General features: G+C 70.4%; 16 protein-coding genes. 10 read left to right on the top strand and 6 right to left on the bottom strand.

The genetic code is table 11. From position 1 onward, the window contains the following. Window positions 1–17 precede the first annotated feature (17 nt). The 4 genes from C8E96_RS14210 (at window position 18) to C8E96_RS14225 (ending at window position 3,173) form a co-directional block, all read left to right on the top strand. Window positions 18–2,105: an ATP-dependent DNA helicase UvrD2 gene (locus C8E96_RS14210; RefSeq protein ID WP_091374195.1), complete on the top strand. Its 2,088-nt coding sequence runs from the start codon at window positions 18–20 to the stop codon at window positions 2,103–2,105. A gap of 124 nt (window positions 2,106–2,229) precedes the next feature. Further along, window positions 2,230–2,448 carry a hypothetical protein gene (locus C8E96_RS14215; RefSeq protein ID WP_133794453.1) on the top strand — a complete coding sequence of 73 codons (219 nt, stop codon included), beginning with the start codon at window positions 2,230–2,232 and terminating at the stop codon, window positions 2,446–2,448. A 123-nt stretch (window positions 2,449–2,571) separates the two neighbouring features. Next, the gene (locus tag C8E96_RS14220; RefSeq protein ID WP_091373364.1) at window positions 2,572–2,961 is read left to right on the top strand and encodes a WhiB family transcriptional regulator; all 390 of its coding nucleotides are present in this window, start codon (window positions 2,572–2,574) and stop codon (window positions 2,959–2,961) included. Then, window positions 2,958–3,173: a hypothetical protein gene (locus tag C8E96_RS14225; protein ID WP_133794454.1), complete on the top strand. Its 216-nt coding sequence runs from the start codon at window positions 2,958–2,960 to the stop codon at window positions 3,171–3,173. The genes C8E96_RS14220 and C8E96_RS14225 overlap by 4 nt, the downstream gene beginning before the upstream one ends. A 55-nt stretch (window positions 3,174–3,228) precedes the next feature. Here the strand turns inward: C8E96_RS14225 and C8E96_RS14230 are convergent, their stop codons facing one another. Continuing rightward, complete coding sequence (locus C8E96_RS14230; RefSeq protein ID WP_091373367.1) at window positions 3,229–4,104, bottom strand: sigma-70 family RNA polymerase sigma factor; 876 nt, start codon at window positions 4,102–4,104, stop codon at window positions 3,229–3,231. A gap of 130 nt (window positions 4,105–4,234) precedes the next feature. On the opposite strand from C8E96_RS14230, the gene C8E96_RS14235 reads away from it, so the two are divergent. From C8E96_RS14235 to C8E96_RS14245, 3 genes are read left to right on the top strand one after another with little or no spacing between them, the layout of a single operon-like run. After that, the gene (locus C8E96_RS14235) at window positions 4,235–4,870 is read left to right on the top strand and encodes a DUF742 domain-containing protein (protein ID WP_166657993.1); all 636 of its coding nucleotides are present in this window, start codon (window positions 4,235–4,237) and stop codon (window positions 4,868–4,870) included. A gap of 9 nt (window positions 4,871–4,879) precedes the next feature. Beyond that, window positions 4,880–5,749 carry a class I SAM-dependent methyltransferase gene (locus C8E96_RS14240; protein WP_091373372.1) on the top strand — a complete coding sequence of 290 codons (870 nt, stop codon included), beginning with the start codon at window positions 4,880–4,882 and terminating at the stop codon, window positions 5,747–5,749. Between the two features lie 11 nt (window positions 5,750–5,760). Further along, complete coding sequence (locus C8E96_RS14245) at window positions 5,761–5,943, top strand: hypothetical protein (RefSeq protein ID WP_091373375.1); 183 nt, start codon at window positions 5,761–5,763, stop codon at window positions 5,941–5,943. Here the strand turns inward: C8E96_RS14245 and C8E96_RS14250 are convergent, their stop codons facing one another. Both C8E96_RS14250 and C8E96_RS14255 read right to left on the bottom strand, forming a co-directional pair. Then, window positions 5,944–7,251: an ABC1 kinase family protein gene (locus C8E96_RS14250; protein WP_091374198.1), complete on the bottom strand. Its 1,308-nt coding sequence runs from the start codon at window positions 7,249–7,251 to the stop codon at window positions 5,944–5,946. A gap of 76 nt (window positions 7,252–7,327) precedes the next feature. Next, window positions 7,328–8,407 carry a hypothetical protein gene (locus C8E96_RS14255; protein ID WP_228769817.1) on the bottom strand — a complete coding sequence of 360 codons (1,080 nt, stop codon included), beginning with the start codon at window positions 8,405–8,407 and terminating at the stop codon, window positions 7,328–7,330. A gap of 53 nt (window positions 8,408–8,460) precedes the next feature. Here C8E96_RS14255 and C8E96_RS14260 point away from each other — a divergent pair, with 53 nt between their 5' ends. After that, window positions 8,461–8,991, top strand: a complete 531-nt coding sequence (locus tag C8E96_RS14260) for a M48 metallopeptidase family protein (protein ID WP_407642624.1) — start codon at window positions 8,461–8,463, stop codon at window positions 8,989–8,991. Window positions 8,992–9,110: 119 nt separating this feature from the next. Here the strand turns inward: C8E96_RS14260 and C8E96_RS14265 are convergent, their stop codons facing one another. Continuing rightward, window positions 9,111–10,400 carry a zinc-dependent metalloprotease gene (locus C8E96_RS14265; protein ID WP_091373382.1) on the bottom strand — a complete coding sequence of 430 codons (1,290 nt, stop codon included), beginning with the start codon at window positions 10,398–10,400 and terminating at the stop codon, window positions 9,111–9,113. Between the two features lie 80 nt (window positions 10,401–10,480). On the opposite strand from C8E96_RS14265, the gene C8E96_RS14270 reads away from it, so the two are divergent. Next, entirely contained in the window at window positions 10,481–11,581 is a 1,101-nt protein-coding gene (locus C8E96_RS14270; RefSeq protein ID WP_228769818.1) for a YlbL family protein, read from the top strand. Between the two features lie 28 nt (window positions 11,582–11,609). Here the strand turns inward: C8E96_RS14270 and C8E96_RS14275 are convergent, their stop codons facing one another. After that, window positions 11,610–12,254: a class I SAM-dependent DNA methyltransferase gene (locus C8E96_RS14275; RefSeq protein ID WP_091373385.1), complete on the bottom strand. Its 645-nt coding sequence runs from the start codon at window positions 12,252–12,254 to the stop codon at window positions 11,610–11,612. A 9-nt stretch (window positions 12,255–12,263) separates the two neighbouring features. Further along, window positions 12,264–12,773 carry a PPA1309 family protein gene (locus tag C8E96_RS14280; protein WP_091374206.1) on the bottom strand — a complete coding sequence of 170 codons (510 nt, stop codon included), beginning with the start codon at window positions 12,771–12,773 and terminating at the stop codon, window positions 12,264–12,266. Between the two features lie 193 nt (window positions 12,774–12,966). Between C8E96_RS14280 and C8E96_RS14285 the strand changes: the two genes are divergently transcribed. After that, window positions 12,967–15,945: a UPF0182 family protein gene (locus C8E96_RS14285; RefSeq protein WP_091373388.1), complete on the top strand. Its 2,979-nt coding sequence runs from the start codon at window positions 12,967–12,969 to the stop codon at window positions 15,943–15,945. Window positions 15,946–15,992 lie beyond the last annotated feature (47 nt).

Consider the following 15,992-nt stretch of genomic DNA (forward strand, 5'->3'; position numbering starts at 1 on the left):
ATGTCAGGATGGTCGACATGGCAGGCGCACCCGATCCGCTCGACGGGCTCGACCCGGACCAGCTCGCCGCGGTGACCGCCCCGCGCGGGCCCGTGTGCGTCCTCGCGGGCGCGGGGACCGGCAAGACCCGGACCATCGTCAGCCGGATCGCCCACCTCATCCACGCCGGGCACGTCAGCGCCGGGCAGGTCCTGGCGGTCACGTTCACCGCGCGGGCCGCGGGGGAGATGCGCACCCGGCTGCGCGCGCTCGACATCCACGCCGCGCAGGCCAGGACCTTCCACGCCGCCGCTCTGCGTCAGCTGCGCTACTTCTGGCCCCGGGTCGTCGGCGGCGAGCAGTGGGAGCTGATCGACGGCAAGCTGCGCCTGGTCTCGCAGGTCGCGAACAAGCTCGGCCTGGGCACGGAGCGGGAGACCCTGCGCGACCTGGCGAGTGAGATCGAGTGGGCCAAGGCGTCGCTGATCGCGCCCGCGGACTACCCGGCCGCCGTCGCGCGCTTCCACCGTGAGACACCGGCGCCCGCGGAGAAGGTCGCCGAGGTCTACACCGGCTACGAGGCGCTGAAGAACCGCGCCAACCAGCTCGACTTCGACGACCTGCTGCTGCACACCGCCGCCGCCCTGGAGGAGCACTCCGCGGTGGCCGAGGAGTTCCGCGACCGCTACCGCTGCTTCGTGGTCGACGAGTACCAGGACGTCACCCCGCTGCAGCAGCGGGTCCTCGACGCCTGGCTGGGCCGCCGCGACGACCTCACCGTGGTCGGCGACGCGAACCAGACGATCTACTCCTTCGCCGGCGCCTCGGCCCGGCCGCTGCTCGACTTCACCCGCCGCTTCCCCGAGGCGACCGTCGTGCGCCTAGAGCGTGACTATCGCTCAACACCGGAAGTGGTGTCCTTGGCGAACCGTGTCATCTCCGCCGCGCGCGACCGGCCCGCCGGGTCGCGGCTGCGGCTGATCGGGCAGCGCAAGCCCGGGCCCGACCCGGTGTTCGTCGAGTACGACGACGAGCCCGCCGAGGCGACCGCCGTCGCCGGGCGGATCAAGGACCTCATCGAGCAGGGCGTCGCGCTCAGCGAGATCGCGGTGCTCTTCCGGATCAACGCGCAGTCGGAGGTCTACGAGCAGGCGCTGACCGAGCTGGGCATCCCGTACCTGGTGCGCGGCGGTGAGCGGTTCTTCAACCGCCAGGAGATCCGGCAGGCGACGGCCGCGCTGCGCACGGCGGCGGTGCAGTCGCCGACCGGTGAGCTGCCGAAACTGGTGCGCGGCCTGCTCGAACCGCTCGGTCTCACCGCCGACCCGCCCGCAGGCGGGGCGGCACGCGAGCGGTGGGAGTCGCTGCTGGCCCTGGTCGAACTCGCCGAGGAGCTCGCCGCGACGGTCGCCGACGCCGACCTCGCCCGCTACGTCCACGAGCTCGAGCTGCGCGCCCAGGCCCAGCACCCGCCGACCGTGGAAGGCGTGACGCTGGCGTCGCTGCACTCGGCCAAGGGCCTGGAATGGGACGCGGTGTTCCTGGTCGGCCTGGTCGACGGCACGCTGCCGATCCAGCACGCCGACGGCAACGAGGCGCAGATCGAGGAGGAGCGCAGGCTGCTCTATGTCGGGGTCACCCGGGCACGTGAGCACCTGTCGCTCACGTGGGCGCTCGCGCGCGCCGAGGGCGGCAAGCGCTACCGCAGGCGCAGCCGCTTCCTCTATGGCCTGATCCCGGAGAACCACCCGACCGCCCGGGTCGCCGCTTCCGCGACCCGCAGGCGTGATCGTGGGATGCCGATGATCCGGCACTGCCGGGTCTGCGGCGACGAGCTGGCGGGCACGATGGCGTTCAAGCTCGGCCGGTGCGAGACGTGCCCGGTCGATCTCGACCACGGTCTGCTCGACCGGCTGAAGCAGTGGCGGCTGGAGCGGTCCAAGGCGCTGCGCGTGCCCGTCTACGTCATTTTCACCGATGCCACACTTCTGGCGATCGCCGAACAGTGTCCGGCGGATCGGGCCGCGCTCGTGTCCATTTCCGGTGTGGGGGCGGTCAAACTGGACAAATTCGGGCAAGAGGTGCTCTCGGTGGTCGCTAACGCCACCCGATCGAGCGGTATGTGACCGGCGTCACAGGAAGTTCTGGAAAATCGGTTGCGGGGCCTCCCGCAACCTGAATAACCTGCAATAGCGGGCCACGAAGTGGCCCGAAGATTCGGACCTAGGACAGACGGAGGAGGTGGCCATCGTGAAGATCTTCATGACGAACGCGAACCCCGGCTACCTGCCGTTCCTGGGGAGTTCTGTGTCGCCGTCCTGGGGGCCGGCGCGCGAAGCGATTCACGTCCAGCGTGAGCGCCTCGCCGTGTGCACCGCTACCGCTGCCATCGCCGGCAGCAAGCACGCCCGCACTCTCGATGTCGACGTTCCGACCAATCCGTCCGCCACCTCGGGTGGGGTGACTTGACCAGGCGTCAAGTAACTCCAGGCTCCCGAGGCCGCGGACTCCGATACCGGAATCCGCGGCCTTTTTCTTTGCCCTACAACGGCTTCACCAAGCCACCAGACTGAAATCAGGAGATTTCAAGCCATGAGTACCGCCACTGTTCCGCTCACCGGCGGAGCATTCACCGACCTTCTCGGACCTCCCGGTTCCGGAGTCAGCGAGCTGCTGGACGCGGCTCCGTCGGCTGGACTGGACCTTCCTTGCCGGTCCGCCGACAACCCCGACCTGTGGTTCGGCGACACCCCCACCGAGCTCGAGCGCGCCAAGCTGCTCTGCGGTGACTGCCCGGTGCGCGCGGCCTGCCTGGCCTCGGCGCTCGCGCGGCACGAGCCGTGGGGCGTCTGGGGTGGGGAGATCTTCGAGCGCGGCGTGGTGATCGCGCGCAAGCGGCCCCGTGGCCGCCCGCGCAAGGAAGACGTCGCACGAGAGGCCGCCGAGCGCGCGGCCCACACCCAGGATGAGGTTGCCGCATGAACGCCCAGCTCAAAGACCCCATGTACACGTTCAAGCCCGAAGGACCCACGCAAATGTTGATCTATGAAAATCTCGCTCGATCTCGAACGCGAGAGGCGGAACAGGTTGCGTACACGCACCGCCTGGCCCGCCGGATGCACACCGCCAAGCGCTGGGAACGAGTCTCGAAGTGGGCGGCCGAGCGCGCCCACCGACTCGGTTCCTCGCTCTAGGCCCTACCTGAACGGATGCCCGCCACCGCGCCCGCGGTGGCGGGCATCCGCCGTTTCAGTCGTCGAGGACCGCGAGTTCGAGCTCGGCAAGCCGGTCCTGCTCGGCGATCACGTCGATCTCGCTGATCTTGCCGTCGGTGATCGTGAACGTGAGCACCAGCGCGAGCCTGCCGCGAGGCGCCATCGCGAGTCCGACCGCGCCGTCGATCAGGACCGTGCCGGTGAACTGGGCCCGGCCGGTCGCGGCCATCGCGCCCTTGGCCACGGTGTCCGCGCCGCGAACCACGATCGGCTCGGGGGTGGGGACGACCGCGCGGTCCGCGCGGAGCACCACGTCCGGGTGGAGAAGGGTGACCAGCGCGTCGAAGTCCCCGCCGCGGGTGGCGGCCAGGAACGCGTCGACGACCCGCCGCCGCAGGCCTGAGTCGGCGTCGGGGGCGGGAGCGCTCCCCTTGACCCGGCGGCGGGCGCGGCTCGCGAGCTGCCGTGCGGCGGCGGGTGAACGCTCGATCATCGGGGCGATGTCGTCGAACGGCACGGCGAACAGGTCGTGCAGGACGAACGCGAGCCGCTCGGCGGGCGTCAGCGTGTCGAGCACGACGAGCAGCGCCAGCCCGACGGAGTCGGCCAGCTCCGACTCCCGCTCGGGGTCGCCACCGGCGTCCCGACCGGCCACCGGGTCGGAGAGCAGCGCCTCGAACGGGTCCTCACGCCGTGTTTCGCGTGACCGCAGCAGGTTCAGGCAGACCCGCGCCACCACCGTGGTCAGCCACCCGGTGAGGTTCTCGACCTCGCTGGTGTCGGCGCGGTCGGCGCGCAGCCAGGTCTCCTGGACGGCGTCCTCGGCCTCGCTGAGGGAACCGAGCATCCGGTAGGCCACCGCCCGCAGGTGGGTCCGGTCTTGCTCGAATCGCTCGGTCAGCTCGTCCATCGGTCACATTCCTCGGTCGCGGGGTTTCAGCCAAGCAGATCACCTGCGGCGAAACACAAGGGAAACTTCGTGGAAATCCAACCAAGGGTCCCGGCGGTTAGCGTTGGGGCCCTTGGATCGCAACCGGCCGGTGAGGCAGACGGTGGCCCAGAGCACCTTCGATGGACGCGGCAAGCGCAGACGCCGGGCTGAGGTCGGCCGCACCGGCGCACGGTTCGGCCCCGTCGGCGCGTGGCGCGACGAGTCGGAACCGGTGGATCCGCTGTTCGTCGAGCCGGACCCGGAGTCGCCGGTCGGCCTGACGGGCGCGCGGTTCGGTGGTGGGCGGGCGAAGCCCAAGCGCACGGAGCCCGAGCCGGAGCCGCCGCGCGAGATCGAGCCGGAACCCGTTGTCGAGCTCGTCGATGCCAAGCCGATCGCCGAGGAGTACCTCGACTGGGTGCACCGGCCCGAGTCGCACTCGCTGGTCCGGCCCTACGCGTGGACCGGCGGCCGTACCCGCGCAGGCACCCAGCTGGCGATCGAGGCGATCGTGCAGACCGCGGGCCCGGCGCCGACCTGGGAATCGCGGGCGATCACCGAGCTGTGTACGACACCGCGATCGGTCGCCGAGGTCGCCGCGCTGCTGTCGGTGCCGCTCGGGGTGGCCCGGGTGCTGATCGGGGACCTCGCCGATCAGGGCGTCCTCGTCGTCGAGCGGGTCGCGGGGAATGTCCCCGACCTGGAGATCCTCGGCCGTGTTTTGGCGGGTCTGCAGAACCTCTAATCTCGCGGCATGGCGCACACGCATGACGGCATCGACTGGACGAGCAGGCTTGTGGCGATGCGGCGGACCGACGAGGTCGAAGCCGAGGTCAACTGCTGGGTCGCCGACCGCTTGGTCGACGAGCTTCCCGATGGCGCGACGGTGATCGACGTCGGGTCGGGTTCGGGCGGGATGAGCGCGGCGTTCGCGGCGGCCCTCGCGGTGCGCGGCGGTGGCCGGGTCGTGCTGGTCGACGCCGTTCCGGAGTTGCAGGCCGCGGCGAGTGAAGCCGTCGCGGCGGTCGCGGGGGACAAGGTCGAACTCGTCGCCGTGCTCGCCGACGCCGCCGATCCGGCCCTCGCCGACCACGTTCCCGCGGGTGACCTGGTGTGGGCCTCGCGGGTGGTGCACCACCTGCCGGACGAGCGCCAAGGAGTCGCGGGGCTGGTTCGGCTGCTGAATCCGGGCGGTCGGCTGGCGCTCGCCGAGGGCGGGCTCACCACCCGGTGCCTGCCCTGGGATATCGGCCTGGGCGAGCCCGGTCTGCAGGATCGGCTGGTCGCCGCGCAGACGGCGTGGTTCGCCGACATGCGGGCGGGGATCGAGGGCGTCGTCCGGATGCCGTTCGGCTGGAACCGGGCGCTGGCCGAGGCGGGCCTCACCGACGTGGGGGCGTTCAGCTACCTGGTCGACCTGCCCGCGCCTGCCTCGCCCGCGGTGCGCGAGTCGGTCGCCGACTGGCTGGCCTGGATGGCCCGGGTCGGCGAGGACCGGCTCTCCGCGTCCGATCTCGACGCCCTCGCCCGCCTGATGGATCGCGACGGGCCCGACTGGGTGGGCGGGCGCGACGACGTGTTCGTACTGAGCGCGAACACCATTCACCGCGGCCGCGCGGCGTAGCGTCGGTAGCCATGACCGAGCAAACAGCCGCGACGTGCTCCCTCTGCGGGAAGTCCCGCGCGGACGCGTCTCCCGTGGAGGCGCTGGCCTGGTCGTCGGAGACCGACGACCGCGGCACGCGATGGCTGTGCCCGGCGTGCGCGCGCACCCACGTGCGCGACATCGAGGGCAAGCTGCCCGCCGAGTACTGGTGATCAGTCCAGGTCGGCGAAGCCGGGCTGCCAGCGGGAGATGATCTCGCGCATGCCGACCTCGGCGTCGAGCTGGCACAGGATGCCGGTGGCGCCCGCGGTGACGCGCTGGATCAGCAGGTACTGCGGCGGCAGGTTGAGCGAGCGGCCGGTCTTGAAGTCCTGGCCGCGCAGGTCGCCGACCCGTTCGGCCTGCCGCTGCATCCAGCGCCGGGTGAAGTGGAACTTCTCGACGGCGGCGGGCTCGGCGAACGGGGCCAGGTAGGAGAGGACGTCCTCGGCCTCGATCTTCATGCCCGGCCGGACGAAGCCCTCGTCGCGCATCAGCCGCAGCAGCCGGTCGGAGTTCCCGTCGAGGGACAGCCGGGTCATCATCCCCAGCGGCCTGGGCAGGCCATCGGGCAGCCGGGCGACGGCGCCGAAGTCGATGACGCAGAGCCTGCCGTCCGGGGTGATCATGAAGTTGCCGGGATGCGGGTCGGAGTGCAGCAGCCCGGCCCGCGCCGGTGAGGAGAAGTGGAACTCGCAGAGCAGCCGCCCGGCGTGGTCGCGCTCGGCTTTGCCGCCGTCGCGGATGATCCTGGCCAGCGGCTTGCCGTCGACCCACTCGGTGACGGTGACCTTGGGCGCGCTCGCCACGACCTTGGGGACCAGCACGTTGTCGTCGCCGTCGAACGCCTTGGCGAACGCGCGCTGGTTGTCGGCCTCGGCGCGGTAGTCGAGTTCCTCGGTCATCCGGTCGGACAGCTCGCGCAGCAGCGGCTTGACCTCCAGGCCCGGCACGAACGGCTGGAACAGCCTGCTGAACCGCTGCAGCTGCCGCAGGTCGGAGAGCAGCGCCTCGTCGGCGCCCGGGTACTGGACCTTGACCGCGACGACCCGGCCGTCGTGCCACGTCGCCTTGTGGACCTGCCCGATACTGGCCGCGGCCGCGGGGACGTCGTCGAAGTCGGCGAACCGGTCGGCCCACCCGCGCCCCAACTGCTGGGCCAGGACCCGGTGCGTCGCCGCCTTCGTCATCGGGGGCGCCGCCGACTGCAGCTTGGTGAGGGCCTCGCGGTACGGCTCCGCCATCTCGTCGGGCACCGCCGCCTCGAACACCGACAGCGCCTGGCCGAACTTCATCGCGCCACCCTTGAGCTGCCCCAAGACGGCGAAGAGCTGCTCGGCCGTGCGCGCCGACAACTCGGCGCTGACCTCGTCGGCACTCTGCCCGGCCAGCCGCTTCCCCCAGCCGCCGACAGCCCGCCCGGCCACCCCCAGGGGAATGCTGGCGAGCCGCGCGGTGCGCGCGGCAGTCTTGCGTGGCATCTCGGTCACGCCCCGATTGTCCCTTGTCGTGGGGCGGCGGCGCAGCTGATTGCGGTACGGGCGACTGCGCGTCGTGTCACCCGGCTTCCAGTGCCGCCGCCGTGCCGCAGGCGCAGTGGGGGTGGGGCGGCCAGGCGCGGTGGGCGATCGTCGCGTCGACCGGGTCGAGTTCCAGGCTGCGTGTCCACACCGCGGGAGGGTGCGGTCCGGGTGCGGCGAGCCACCGCAGCGCGGCGAGGACCTGCGCGGCGGCGAGGCCGGCTGTGGCGTGGATGGCGGCCAGGTCGGCGAGCTGTGGTCTGCCCGCGAGTTGGGCTGCGACGATCGGCCAGCAGTTGTCGCGGTCGGTTCGGTGGAGATCGGCGCAGGTCAGGCAGGCTGTGACGGCGGGAACGACCAGGGGGCCGACGATGCCGACGCCGTCGCGGACGCGGATCGGGAGGTGCGGGACGCCCTGTTCGACCAACCGGGCCACGACCGCCGGGTCAGGGACCAAGGTGTCGGTCAGCAACGCGAGGTCGGGCTGGGCGCGGGTGTCGCGCACTCGCGGGTCGACCCGCTCGATCGCGTCGCGTGCCGCTGTCGCACGGTCACGGCCGACGTCCTCGGGGGTGAATCCCGTGCCGACGTCTTCGGGCTGGACCCGGCCGCGGGCCTCGACCCGGACCGCGCCGATGCCCGCGGCGGCCAGCAGGCACGCGGTCGCCACGGCGAGTCTGCCGTCGCCGTGCACCGACACCGTGGCCTCCGCGCGGGCCCTCGGGTGGCTCACGGCGCGGTGGACTGTCGCCGCGGTCAGGTCGCCGGCGAGTCTGCGGGGGAGCGGGACGCTCGGGCCTGCGGCGTCCTCGACGAGGCCCCGGTCGGCCAGCCCGCTGATCAGGTCGCGCAGCTGGTCTCGGTGTCGCGGGCCGACGCGGTCGAGCAACTCCGCTGTCGTGCGGGCGCCGGTGAGGGTGGCCGCGGCGTCGGCGATGGTTGTGGGCAAGTCCTCGACGATCATGGCGTGGCGTGGGTCGAGGCCGATCTGGATCTCGTCGGCACGTCTGCGCAGGACAGCGAGGCCGGGGCGGAGCCGGGGGCGGTCCGGGTAGCTCAGGTGGATCATGGTGGCCAGCGTGCCCGATTCCGCCGAATGGTGGATCCGTTTATCCACAGGCGAAAGCTCACACTCCCGCGATGTCGGTGCCGCCCTTTACGGTGGTGTCTGTGGCCGAACCCAGTGTCGAGGTGCGTCGCAGCAAGCGCAGAACCCGCACCGTCACCGCATACCGCGAAGGTGACACGCTGATAGTGCAGATCCCCGCCCGGCTCTCCAAGAAAGAGGAGGCCCACTGGGTGGCGGAGATGCAGCGCAGGCTCCTGCGCACCGAAACGCGCAGGCGCTCGCCCGCGCGAACATCCGACGCCGCCCTGCTTGAGCGGTGCGGCGAACTATCCGACCGCTACTTCGACGGCCGGTGTCACCCCTCGGGGGTGCGGTGGGTTCCGCCCATGCGCACCCGCTGGGCGTCGTGCACACCGGTCGACCGCACGATCCGGGTCAGCGAACGGCTACGGGAAGTGCCTGCCTGGGTGTTGGACTATGTGCTGGTGCATGAGCTGGCGCACCTGCTCGAGTCCGATCATGGGCCGGCGTTCTGGGAGCTGGTTCGCGCGTATCCGAAGACCGATCGCGCGATCGGGTTCCTAGAGGGCCTGTCCGCCGCAGCCGGCTGGGGCATCACGTCTGAGGATTGATCGCGAGTCGCCCCTCCAGGCAAACGAGTCGCCCCTCCGTGCGGGTGATTTCGACATCCGAATGTCGAACTCAGTTGCCGGGAGGGGCGACTCACTTGCCTGGGAGGGCGACTCGCGGGTCAGTCGTCCTTCTTGTCCTCGTCCTGGTTTTCTTCGAGCTTGGCGATCATGTCGTCGACGTCGGACTTCGTGCCGAGGCGTTCGGCGAAGTCCATGGGGTCGTCGAGGTCGTCGGCCGTGGGCATGAGGTCGGGGTGGCCCCAGAGGCCGTCGCGGGTTTCGATGCCGTGCTGGTCGGTGACCAGTCGCCACAGGGCGGCCGCCGCGCGGAGTTTGCGGGGGCGCAGTTCGAGGCCGACGAGGGTGGCGAAGGTCTGTTCCGCCGGGCCGCCGGAGGCGCGGCGGCGGCGCAGGGTCTCGCGCAGGGCGTCCGCGCCGGGGAGGCGGTCGGTGACGGCTTCGCCGACGACGATGTCGACCCAGCCCTCCACCAGCGCCAACAGTGTTTCCAGGCGGGCGAGGGCGGCCTTCTGCTCCGGGGTGGCCTGCGGTTCGAGCATGCCGGACTGCATGGCCTTCTCGATCGTCTCCGGGTTCGCCGGGTCGACCTGGCTCGCCAGCTCCTGCAGCGCGTTCGTGTCGACCTTGATGCCGTTGGCGAACTCCTCGACCGTCGCCAGCAGGGTCTGCCGCAGCCACGGGACGTGGGCGAACAGGCGCTGGTGGGCGGCCTCACGCGCGGCCAGGAACACCATGACCTCACTCGAGGGCCGCTCCAGGCCCTTGGTGAACTCCTCGATGTTCGCCGGCACCAGCGCGGCGGTGTTCGGCGGGCCCAGGGGCAGGCCGATGTCGGTGGAGGTCAGCACCTCGGACGCGAGCTGCGCCAGGGCGTTGCCCAGCTGCGAACCGAACGCCATGCCGCCCATCTGGCCGACCATCGCCAGCAGCGGACCGGCCTGCTGCCGCGCCTCGTCCGGCAGGGCGTCGACCCAGGCGCCGGACATGCGGCGCGCCACTGGGTCGCACAGGCGCTGCCACGTCGGCAGGGTGTGCTCCACCCAGTCGCGCGGGGTCCACGCCCTGGTGACGGTCGCGCCCGCGGGCAGCGTGGTCACCGGGTCGAGCCACATCTCCGCGAGGTGCACGGCGTCGTCGACGGCGGTGCTGGAGGTCGAGGGGGCGAAGCCCACCTGCCCGGCCAGCTTCTGCACGGCGATCTGCTTGGCGAGGTCGTAGTTGACCGGCCCGGTCGATGAGCCGGTCTGGCTCAGCATCTGACCGAGCTGGCTGAGCATCTGGCCCAGCTGGTCGAACGGGTTCTCCGGACCGCCCTGGGCGTTCGGGTCCTTCTTCTTATCCGGGTCATTGGGGTCCGGCATTCCGAAGCCGAACGGGAACTCGCTCATGGGGTCCACGGTACGCGGCTGAGCCGTTCTCGCGATGTCAGGTGATCCGCCCTGGGTGAACGCACGTACTCTGTCGATTCGTGAGCACGCCACCGGACGCCCCCGCAGCGCACACGCCGCCGATCGGTCCCACCGAGGGCTGGAACCTGACCCGGCGAGGGTGGACCGTGTTGTCCAGCTCGCTGCTGGTCATGGGCCTGCTGGTGCTCGGGCTGTTCGTGCCCGTGCCCTATGTCTCCCTCGGCCCCGGTCCCACCTACGACACCCTCGGCGACGTCGAGGGCGTGCAGGTGGTGAGCGTCAACGGCACCGAGACGTTCCCGACCAGCGGGCAGCTGCGGATGACCACGGTGTCCGTGCAGGACGACGTCAGCATGTTCGAGGCGGTCGCCCGGTGGGTCAGCGGGCGCTACGCGCTGGCCCCGCGCGAGGAGTACTTCAAGCCCGGGGTGACCGAGGAGGAAGTGCAGGAACAGAACAGCAAGCTGTTCCAGGACTCGCAGAGCAACGCCGAGATCGCCGCGCTGCGGTACCTCAAGTACCCGATGAAGGTCATCGCCCAGTCGATCACCTCCGGCGCGCCCGCCGACAAGGTGCTGGTCCCGGGTGACCGGCTGCTGGTGGTCAACGGCAAGCCGATCGCCGCCGCCGAGGACGTTCGGGCCGCGCTGGCCGGAACGACGCCGGGGCAGGCCGTCGCGGTCACCTTCCAGCGGGAGGGCCAGGAGAAGTCCGGCACGATCACGCTCGGCAAGGCCACCGACTTCGGCGCCTCGGACCGGCCGGAGGGATTCATGGGCCTGGAGTCCGGCGAACGCCCCGACGTCACCTTCAAGACCTCGATCACCCTGGCCGACGTCGGCGGGCCGTCGGCGGGGCTGATGTTCGCGCTGGCCATCGTCGACCGCCTCACCCGCGGTGACCTGGGCGACGGCGCGGTGATCGCGGGCACCGGGGAGATCACCGCCCAGGGCAAGGTCGACGCCATCGGCGGCATCCCGTTCAAGATGATCTCCGCGCACGAGGCGGGCGCCACGACGTTCCTGGTCCCCGCCGACAACTGCGCCGAGGCCAAGGAGAACGCCCCCGACGGCCTGCGCCTGGTGAAGGTCGAGAACCTCGAAGGTGCCGTGCGCGCCCTCGACGACCTCAAGGCCAAGCGGGACGTCCCTTCCTGCTAGTCAGCCACCCCGCCTACGTACGGCCAGGTCAGGCCGGGCGTCGCGCGGCGAGCAGCATCTGCGGGCTCAGCGACGGCGACCGCGCGGGCAGCCGCAGCTCGGCGGTCACCTCGAGACCGGCGTCGGCCAGCATCCCGGCCAGCTGCTCGGGCCGGTAGAGGTGGGTTGTCCAGGACACCGGCAGGCCGCCGTACCCCTCGGTCCGAATGATGTCGCCGTCGCCGACATGTGTGCCGACCAACGCCTGGCCCCCGGGGACGAGCGCCTCGGCGAACGTTCGCAGCACGCCGGGCAGCGCCTCCCGCGGCAGGTTGAATAGCGACCACCAGCCGAGCACGCCGCCGAGCGAGGCGGGCGCGAGGTCGAGTTCGGTCGCCGAGGCGACGGAGAACCGCAGGTCCGGGTACTGCCCGCGGGCGTGCTCGACCATCCGCGGCGAGAGGTCGACGCCCGAGACGTCCAGGCCGAGCTCGGTGAGGTGCGCGGTGACGTTGCCGGGGCCGCAGCCGACGTCCAGGACCGGCCCCAGCCCGCGGATCGACTCGGCGAACGCGGCGAGCACGGCCCTCAGCCACGGCTCTGGCTCCAGCCTGCCCACGGCGAGTTCCACGTAGGCATCGGCGACCCGGTCGTAGGACTCGCGGACCGTCTCGAGGTCGGGGGGTTGCTGCACGGAGGCACCCTAATCGCGCAAGGTGTCCAGGAGGGCGGCGGTCAGGTTCGGGGCCAGGTCCTTGTGCTCGATGACCTCATCGGTCTCCCCATCGGTGCTGCGCAGCCGCAGGACGCACGCGATGGTGCCGTCGCGCAGGGCGGAGGCGACCAGGCGGGCCTCCCGGGCCTGCGGGTGCGACGCCGCGATCTTCTCCAGGGAGTCCGCGTCGTCGGGGAGGTCGGCTTCCGCCTCCGGGGGAAGCATCACGATCTCCTGGGCGAGCGCGCAGCCGAGGACCGCTTCCGGCCACATGATCGCGGCCAGCGCCACACCCAGGTCTTCGTCGGACAACGCCTCCTGCGCGACCGGGGTCAGCGCGGCGTCCGGGTCGATCTGGCCGACCAGGTCGGGCTGTTCGCGCAGCAGGTGGGCGGTCGGCACCAGCGCGAACAGCTGGGGCGCCTGGTCCCAGCCGCCGGCGGCGACGAAGTCCTCGACCTCACGGGTGATGGCGGACAGGTCACCGGCAATAGGCATGCTCACCCGCACATCGTCGCATCTCGCGCCTCCAGCATCCCGTTCACCCGATCCGGCACCCGCCGGCGCGGTCATCCACACAATTCGGACACCTTCACGGGAACCTGAGGCGTCCCTAATAGAGTTGAACAATCAGGACGGGTCTCGACTTCCGCCCACAAAGTTCTCAGCAAGCGACTCTGGAGCGTGCCAAGTGGCCACTCGGCCCCCGATCGGCCTGCCGAAGCTGTCCCGGCGCAGCCGGATATTGCTCGTCATCGGTTCGATTTTCCTGCTCTTCCTGCTGGTCGGATCGCGGCTGCTCAGCACCTATGTGAACTGGCTGTGGTTCGGCGAGGTCGGGTTCCGGTCGGTGTTCACCACCGTGATCTGGACCAGGCTCGCCTTGTTCCTCGCCGTGGGCGCCCTGGTCGGCGGCCTGTTGGCGCTGAGCCTGTGGGTCGCCTACCGGTCGCGGCCGGTGTTCGTGCCCGTGTCGAGCGCCGACGACCCGCTCGCGCGCTACCGCTCGACCATCGTGCAGCGCGTGCGGCTCTTCGGCATCGGTGTCCCGGTGCTCATCGGCCTGATCGCGGGCTCCGCCGCGCAGAACGACTGGCAGGTCGTTCAGCTGATGTTCAACGGCACGGCGTTCGGCATCACCGACCCGCAGTTCGGCAAGGACCTCGGCTTCTACGCCTTCACCCTGCCGTTCGTCACCTGGCTGATCAGCTGGCTGTTCGTGGCCGTCGCGCTCGCCTTCTTCGGCTCGCTCGTCATCCACTACATCTTCGGCGGCATCCGCCTCGCCGGTAAGGGCGGCCAGCTCGCCGCCCCCGCGCGCGTGCAGCTGTCGATCATCGCGGGCGTGTTCGTCCTGATCTACGCCGCGGACTACTTCTTCGAGCGCTACGAGTTGTTGTTCTCCTCCCGCAACGCCTTGTTCAGCGGCGCGACGTACACCGACCTCAACGCGGTGCTGCCCGCCAAGCTGATCCTGATGTTCATCGCGGCCTTCTGCGCCGTGGCGTTCTTCGCGGGCGCGTTCCTGCGCAACCTGCAGCTGCCCGCCATCGCGACCGCGCTGCTCGTGCTTTCGAGCATCCTGGTCGGCGCGGCGTGGCCCGCGGTCGTGCAGCAGTTCTCGGTGCGCCCGAACGAGAACGCCAAGGAGTCGATGTCGATCCAGCGCAACATCGAGGCCACCCGTGCCGCCTACGGACTCACACCGGACAAGGTGACGACGGAGGACTACAAGGGGAGCACGACGGCGTCGTCGGCTGAGATCCGCAAGGAGACCAGCAGCATCAACACCATCTCCAACGTGCGTCTGCTCGACCCGAACATCCTGGCGCCGACCTTCACCCAGCGTGAGGGCCGGGAGAACTTCTACGGCTTCCCGGAGAAGCTCGACGTCGACCGCTACACCGTGAACGGCAAGACGCAGGACTACATCGTTGCCGCCCGCGAGATCAAGACGTCCGGTCTGACCGAGACCCAGGGCGGCTGGATCAACCGGCACATGGTGTTCACCCACGGCAACGGCTTCGTCGCCGCGCCCGCCAACACGGTCAACTCGGCGCTGCAGGACTCCAGCGACCAGGGCGGCTACCCGGTGTTCCAGGTCAGCGACCTGACCACCAAGGGCTCGATCCCGGTCGACCAGCCCCGCATCTACTACGGCGAGCTGGCCACCGACAACTACGCCATCGTCGGCGGCAAGGACGGCGACCGGCCGCTGGAGTACGACACCGCCAACACGACCCGTCTCTACGACGGCAAGGGCGGCGTGTCGATCGACAGCCTGTTCAACAAGCTGATCTTCACGATGCACCACGCCGAGCGGAACATCCTGTTCTCGTCGCAGATCGGCGAGGGCGCGAAGATCATGTACAACCGCAGCCCGCGCGATCGGGTCAGCAAGGTCGCGCCGTGGCTGACGCTCGACGGTGACCCATACCCCGCGGTGGTCAACGGCAAGATCACCTGGATCATCGACGGCTACACCACGCTGGAGAACTACCCGTACGCGCAGCGCACTCAGCTCGGCGAGGCCACCACGGACTCCCTCGGCGGCGTGGTGCGCCAGGACAACCGGACGATCAGCTACATCCGCAACTCCGTCAAGGCCACGGTCGACGCCTACGACGGAACGGTGTCGCTGTACGCGATCGACGAGCAGGACCCGGTCCTCAAGGCGTGGCAGGGTGTCTTCCCCGGCACCGTGAAGCCGTCGTCGGAGATCTCGAAGGAACTGCGCGAGCACTTCCGCTACCCGGAGGACCTGTTCAAGGTCCAGCGTGAGCTCCTGTCGAAGTACCACGTGTCCGACTCGGTGGAGTTCTTCTCGCAGAAGACCTTCTGGAACGTCCCGAGCGACCCGACCGAGGACGCCAACGGCACCGCCGCGAAGCAGCCGCCGTACTACGTCCTCGCGCAGGCCCCCGGCCAGACGAAGACCACGTTCCAGATCACCAGTGCGCTGACCCTGCTGAACCGGCAGTTCCTGGCGTCCTGGGTCTCCGTGTCGTCCGATCCGGAGGACTACGGCAAGATACGCGTGCTCCGGCTGCCCACGTCCGGAACGTCCCAAGTAGAGGGTCCGGGGCAGGTGCAGAACCGGTTCCAGACCACACCTGAGGTCACGGAGAACCGGACGCTGTTCAACAACCCGAGTGTCCGGGTCAGATTCGGCAACCTGCTGACCCTGCCCGTCGCCGAGGGTCTGCTCTACGTGGAGCCGATCTACATTCAGCGCACGGACGCCAACTCGTTCCCGCAGTTGGCCCGAGTGCTCGTGTCCTTCGGCAACAAGGTCGGCTTCGCCCCCACCGTCAAGGAGGCGCTCGACGAGGTGTTCGGCGCGGGCACCGGCGACACGGCCACCCAGCCGGGCAACAACACCCCGCCGCCCTCCACGCAGCCGGGCACGACCCAGCCGCCCACCACCGGTGGCGGCTCCGGCTCGGCGGAGATGGACCAGGCGGTCCAGGCCCTCAACGCCGCCATCACGCACCTGCGTGAAGCCCAGAAGTCCGGCAACTTCGCCGAACAGGGCAAGGCGCTGGCCGAACTCGACGCCGCGACGAAGAAGTACGACGAGGCGAAAGCCAAGCAGGGGCAGGCATCCACGCCGCCGTCCTCGCCCGGCGCCGCGCCGTCGCCGACCCCGCCGCCCACCGGCGGCGGGTGATCCCGTACGGCGTCAGCGTCGTGACCGGCTGACACTGTTCACCTAGC

It is taken from the genome of Actinokineospora alba (genome assembly GCF_004362515.1).
Taxonomy (GTDB): domain Bacteria; phylum Actinomycetota; class Actinomycetes; order Mycobacteriales; family Pseudonocardiaceae; genus Actinokineospora; species Actinokineospora alba.